Source organism: Vicinamibacteria bacterium (assembly GCA_035620555.1).
GTDB lineage: Bacteria > Acidobacteriota > Vicinamibacteria > Marinacidobacterales > SMYC01 > DASPGQ01.
Genome location: DASPGQ010000368.1, coordinates 1 through 5,421, shown reverse-complemented (window position 1 = coordinate 5,421; position 5,421 = coordinate 1). Strand labels below are relative to the sequence as shown.

The 5,421-nt window shown below is 62.6% G+C and carries 6 protein-coding genes; 2 read left to right on the top strand and 4 right to left on the bottom strand.

Translation table 11 applies throughout. The annotated features are described in order from the left end of the window. The coding region (locus VEK15_14855; protein HXV61975.1) for a PxKF domain-containing protein at positions 1-468 on the top strand (468 nt) is incomplete at its 5' end. 46 nt (positions 469-514) lie between these two features. Here the strand turns inward: VEK15_14855 and VEK15_14850 are convergent. After that, positions 515-925: a hotdog domain-containing protein gene (locus VEK15_14850; GenBank protein ID HXV61974.1), complete on the bottom strand. Its 411-nt coding sequence runs from the start codon at positions 923-925 to the stop codon at positions 515-517. A gap of 10 nt (positions 926-935) precedes the next feature. After that, positions 936-1,706, bottom strand: coding sequence for a polysaccharide deacetylase (locus VEK15_14845; protein HXV61973.1), 771 nt, complete (start codon positions 1,704-1,706; stop codon positions 936-938). 365 nt (positions 1,707-2,071) lie between these two features. On the opposite strand from VEK15_14845, the gene typA reads away from it, so the two are divergent. Then, the gene (gene typA / locus VEK15_14840) at positions 2,072-3,919 is read left to right on the top strand and encodes a translational GTPase TypA (protein ID HXV61972.1); all 1,848 of its coding nucleotides are present in this window, start codon (positions 2,072-2,074) and stop codon (positions 3,917-3,919) included. A 20-nt stretch (positions 3,920-3,939) separates the two neighbouring features. Here typA and VEK15_14835 read toward each other — a convergent pair whose 3' ends face one another. Together VEK15_14835 and VEK15_14830 are read right to left on the bottom strand one after the other, a co-directional pair. Beyond that, positions 3,940-4,389, bottom strand: coding sequence for a hypothetical protein (locus tag VEK15_14835; protein ID HXV61971.1), 450 nt, complete (start codon positions 4,387-4,389; stop codon positions 3,940-3,942). 117 nt (positions 4,390-4,506) lie between these two features. Next, the coding region (locus tag VEK15_14830; protein HXV61970.1) for a PQQ-dependent sugar dehydrogenase at positions 4,507-5,421 on the bottom strand (915 nt) is incomplete at its 5' end.

Here is a 5,421-nt window from a genome sequence, read left to right as displayed (position 1 = left end):
GCGACGGTCAGCGTTAGTGGGGGAACGGCCAACAACGTGGGCGACTTCACGGCTGATTGCGCCGGTGCGACCGACGTGGCCGGTAACAAGAATCAGGCACTCGCCTCGTACTCGGTGCATTATGACTTCACCGGTTTCCTGAATCCGGTGGACAACCTCCCCGTAGTCAACTCGGTCAAAGCGGGGAGCAGCATCCCGCTGAAATTCAGTCTGGCTGGCGATCACGGCCTCGACGTTCTGGATGGCCTGTCTATGGTCTCGATCGATTGTGACAGCGGTGCGCCGAGCAACGAGATTCTTCCCGACGAGGTCAGCAGCGCCGGCAACAGCGGGCTGACGTATGACGCCTTGACCGACCAGTACATCTATGCGTGGAAGACCGAGAAGTCATGGGGCGGTGCATGCCGCACGTTGCAACTGCTACTGGACGACGGGGCAATTCGAGAGGCGCAGTTTTCGTTCCGATGATGCACGCCGAACGCCGCAATTTCCGTCGTAATGAGCTGGCGGGTAATCAGCCGGCCTCGCCGAATTTGGCGAGCTTCTCTCGAAGTCGCTTCGCGTGGCGAGCGACGTCGATGACGAAACGTACGTGCCGGCCTCGTCCAACCTCCTCGACGGCGTCGCGCACCGTGGCCTCGAGCGATATCTTCCGCCCTTCGACGGCAACCACCGCTACCTCGACCACGACCTCCTGACCGAGCGGTGTCGCCGCGAGATGGTCGACTTCGATGTGCACCCCGACCGAGCTTTCGCCCTCGTCGAGATGCTCCTGGATGAGCCTCAAGGCGGTGTACTCGATGTCGCGCACCATCGACGGCGTACTGTAGAGGCGCAGGTCCTCTCCGAGGAAGGAGATGGTGCGGTCACGATCGACAGGGATACGCTCATGGCGCGTGATGCCGGGTGCGAGAGTTGGCTTCATAACGCCGCGTCTACCCGTGCTCCTTGGCGTACCTCGCGACTTGTTCGTGGGTCGCGAACCACACACCCGAGTGCGAGCGCATGTACCGAATGAGGCGCTCCAGCATCGCGATTCGCGAGCGGTGGCCGATGATATGAGGGTGCAAGGTGAGGAGGAGCATGCCTCCTTCCTCGTAAGCGACGTCGAACTCTGCCGCCCATATCTCGTACACGCCGCTCGGTGGCGTATACGGCCGCGTGCTCGAGAAGCGGTCCATCCCGAAATAAGGATAGTCGTCGAGGATCCACTCGACGGGAAGCTGCACGACACCGGTTGGCCGACCCTCGCTCACCACCTCGTAGGGCACGTCGTCCGCCATGAGACTGCTGTCGTAGAGCAATCCCAGCTCGGCGATCAGGTCCGCCGTGCTCGGACTGTATTCCCACGAGCCCGTGCGAACGCCGACGGGGCGACGCCCGGCGATCTCCTCGATCGTATCGAGCGAGCGCACCATGAGCATTCGCTCGTCCTCCCGCTCGAGGCTTGCGGTCCATTCGTGGATCCAGCCGTGGATGCCGATCTCGTGACCGGCTTCGGCGATGCGCTTCACGTCGTCGGGATAGAGCTTGGCACTCACGCCGGGAACGAAGAACGTCGCCGGGATATCGTAGCGTTTCAAGAGCTCCAATACTCGGGGAAGAGCGGCGCGGGAACCGTACTCGCCGGTCGACAGGCGTGAAGGCGAAGTATCGCCATTACGCAGGGAGAGGGTCTCGTTGTCGAAGTCGAACGACAACGTCACCGCGACTCGGGCGCCCTCGGGCCAGGACGCCGGTAAGAGGCGGCGGCCAGCTCGAACCTTTTCGACGGCATCCCGCCAGCGCGAATCGGGCCACTTCCACGAAGGGTCTTCTGAAGAACTTCTCGGAGCGGTTTGCGATTCTGCAACCGGTAGAGCCGTTGTGAGCGCGCAAGCGATCGCCAGAAGCGATCGGAATACGACGTGGCGGGTGAACATTCGATACCTCCCTCCTGGAAGCTCGGCAGCCGGCAGGTGACGACTCCACCGATGAAGAGTTGGATTCTCGTTTAGAAGCTCGTCACGGATCAAGTTCTCCCGCCGGGGAGTCGGTGCTGCCGGAGCGAACCAGCCGGATTCTGCGTATCATGGTGGACGGCGGTAAGGAAGCACTCTTGCGAAACATCGACACAATCAGAAACGTCGCGATCATCGCCCACGTCGACCATGGAAAGACCACGCTCGTTGACGCGCTCTTGCATCAAAGCGGGGTCTTCCGGGAGAAACAGTCCGTGCGGGAACGGGTCATGGACTCCATCGACCTCGAGCGGGAGCGCGGCATCACGATCCTCGCGAAGAACACCGCCATCTGGTACTCCGGCATCAAAATCAACATCGTCGACACTCCCGGGCAGGCCGACTTCGGCGGCGAGGTCGAGCGCGCGCTGAGTCTCGTCGACGGCGCCCTCCTGCTGGTGGATGCGAGCGAGGGGCCGCTTCCGCAGACCCGCTACGTGCTCGGCAAGGCGCTTTCGAAGAGCCTTCCTCTCGTACTCGTGGTCAACAAAATCGACCGTCAGGACGCGCGCATCCAGCCGGTGGTGAACGAGGTCTTCGACCTTTTCATCGATCTCGACGCTGGCGAGAAACAGCTCGAATTTCCCATCCTCTACACGAACGCGCGCCGTGGCTCGGTACGCACCGACCCTCATGGCGAGGAGACCGATCTCCAGCCCCTGTTCGAAGCCATCGTCGCTCATCTTCCGCCGCCATCCGGGGATCCCGAACGAGTGCTGCAGCTCATGGTTTCGAACCTCGACTACAGCGACTATCTGGGAAGGCTCGCCATCGGGCGCATCTCGCAGGGGACGCTCCGTAGTGGCGCGGAAGTCGGAATCGCGAAGGCCGACGGCAGCATCGAGCCTACGCGAATCACCAAGCTCTACACGTTCCAGGGCCTCGAGCGCGTTGCCTCCGACGAAGTCGGGGCTGGCGACATCGTTTGTTTTGCCGGCGTCGAGGGGATCGCCATCGGGGATACCGTGACCGACAGCGAGAGCCCGGCGCCCCTTCCCAGGCTCCACGTCGACGAGCCCACGCTCTCCATGGTGTTCCAGGTGAACTCGTCACCTCTGGCAGGCAGAGAGGGAGAGCACGTCACCTCGAGAAAGCTGAAAGAGCGCCTCGAAAAAGAGCTCCTGACGAATGTCTCCCTTCAAATGGAGCCAACGGACTCCGCCGACGCCTTCAAGGTCTATGGTCGCGGGGAGCTTCAGCTCGCGATCCTGGTCGAGACCATGCGGCGAGAGGGCTACGAGCTCGCTCTTGGCAATCCCGAAGTCGTGACGCGCCAGGTCGACGGCCGCAAACAGGAGCCGTTCGAGATTCTGCTCGTGGACGTTGCCGAGCCCTACCAGGGGGTGGTCGTCGAAAAACTCGGGATCCGCAAAGGGCAGATGACTCACCTCATCAACCATGGCTCGGGACGGGTGCGGCTCGAGTTTCGTCTGCCCTCGAGGGGTCTCATCGGCATTCGGAGTGAGCTCCTCGCCGACACTCGTGGCACGGCGGTCCTGAACGCCATTTTCGAGGGCTACGACGACTGGCAGGGGCCGATGCCCAAGCGACTGACCGGCGCCCTGGTCGCCGACCGCCGCGGCCGAGCGACGGCCTATGCCCTTCACAACCTCGAAGATCGCGGCGAGCTCTTCATCGGCCAGGGAACCGAAGTCTACGAGGGCATGATCGTTGGCGAGAACGCGCGGCCCGCCGATCTCGACGTGAACGTAACCCGCGAGAAGAAGCTCACCAACATCCGGCAATCAACCGCGGACGTTGCCGTTAGGCTGACGCCCCATCGGCAGCTCAATCTCGAGCAAGCGATCGAGTTCATCCGCGACGACGAGCTCGTGGAGACGACGCCACAGTCGATCCGATTGCGAAAGAGGATTCTGGCGGCAAACCAGCGGCGTGCCTGGAGGAGCCAGTCGAACTGAGGGTCCGAGCTAAGTCGGACTCATTGGCTGCCGTCGAACAGGAGCTGTTGCTGTTCGGGGACGACGGTTGCTTCCGAGCTGTCCTCGTGGAGCACTTGAGACACCACGCGCTCGGTGACCTCGCCCAGGTAGCTCCGCAACGTGCTGGAAATGTCCTCGAACTCCGGCCACAGCGTCTCGTCGACGAACCGCTTCGGTACTCGGGCCATCACCGTCGTATAACGCTGCCGTTTGTAACGGTAAGGTCGGATGCCATAGCGTCGCAGGAGTGCAACGAACACCTTGCGCGACCATACGTCTACCATGGAGAACTGGTACTCGATCGGCGGATCCGTCCGCTCCCAGGAGGCGAGACGGTCCAGAATTCGCTGACGGGCGCGTTCTGCCGCGTCCCGTTCCCCTTCCGTCGTCGCGCCGGCGTGGAGCGCCTCGATCCGCCGGAGCTTTTCAATCAGCGTGAATTCGTCCATGCCGTCGACCCCTGACGCTAAAGAAGATCCTCATTACTTGATGACGAGATTCAGCCCCTCCAACCTCCCGCAAAAACGAGGCCTGATGTGGAAAGGACCTTGGTTCGACCCCCGATTTCAGTCCTTCGGTGTCAGTTTGAGCAAGCGCCCGGTACTGTCTTCCTCGTCGTCCTCCAGGACCCAGAGGGAGCCGTCCGGACCCTCGACGACGCTGCGAATCCTGGCACCCATGTCGTAACGCTCGATCTCGCGGGCCTCGTGGCCTTCGAGCTCGATACGCACGATCGCCCGGGATGACAGCCCGGCGACGAGTGCATCGCCGCGCCAGCCGGAGAACCGATCGCCGCGATAGACGATCAGGGAACCCGGTGAGATGACGGGTGTCCACCAAACGGCCGGTTTCTCGAATTCGGGACGCGTGTCGTGGTCGGGAATTTCACGCCCGTCGTAATGGTCGCCGTTGGAGACGATCGGATAGCCATAATTCGCTCCGCGCACGACGCGGTTCAACTCGTCACCGCCCGCCGGCCCCATTTCGATATCCCATAGCTGACCGTTCAGATCCAACGCCAGCCCGAGCACGTTGCGATGGCCGAGCGACCACACCTGCGGATAGACCCCGATATCGTCGACCAGCGGGTTCTCGTCGAAGTAATCGACGAAGGGGTTGTCGTCCGGAACCGAGCCGTCGTCGTGCAACCGAAGGATCTTGCCGAGGTTCGCCTGCATGTCCTGGGCCGGCGTGAATTTCTGGCGGTCTCCGGACGAGATCCACAGGTATCCCGCGTCATCGAACAGAAGCCGGTGGCCGTAATGGCCGTAACCGACGACCTTGGGATACTGCCTCCAGATGACCTCGAAGTCGGACAGTTCTCCGCCGCGCCCGGTCTCGTTCAGAACCGCGCGGGCAACGGCTGCGCCCCGGGTTTCGCCCCCCACACCGGACTCGGCGTAGCTCAGGTAGATCCGGTGGTTCTCGGCAAAATCCGGGTGCAGGGCGACGTCGCCCAGACCGCCCTGGCCGCCGTAAGC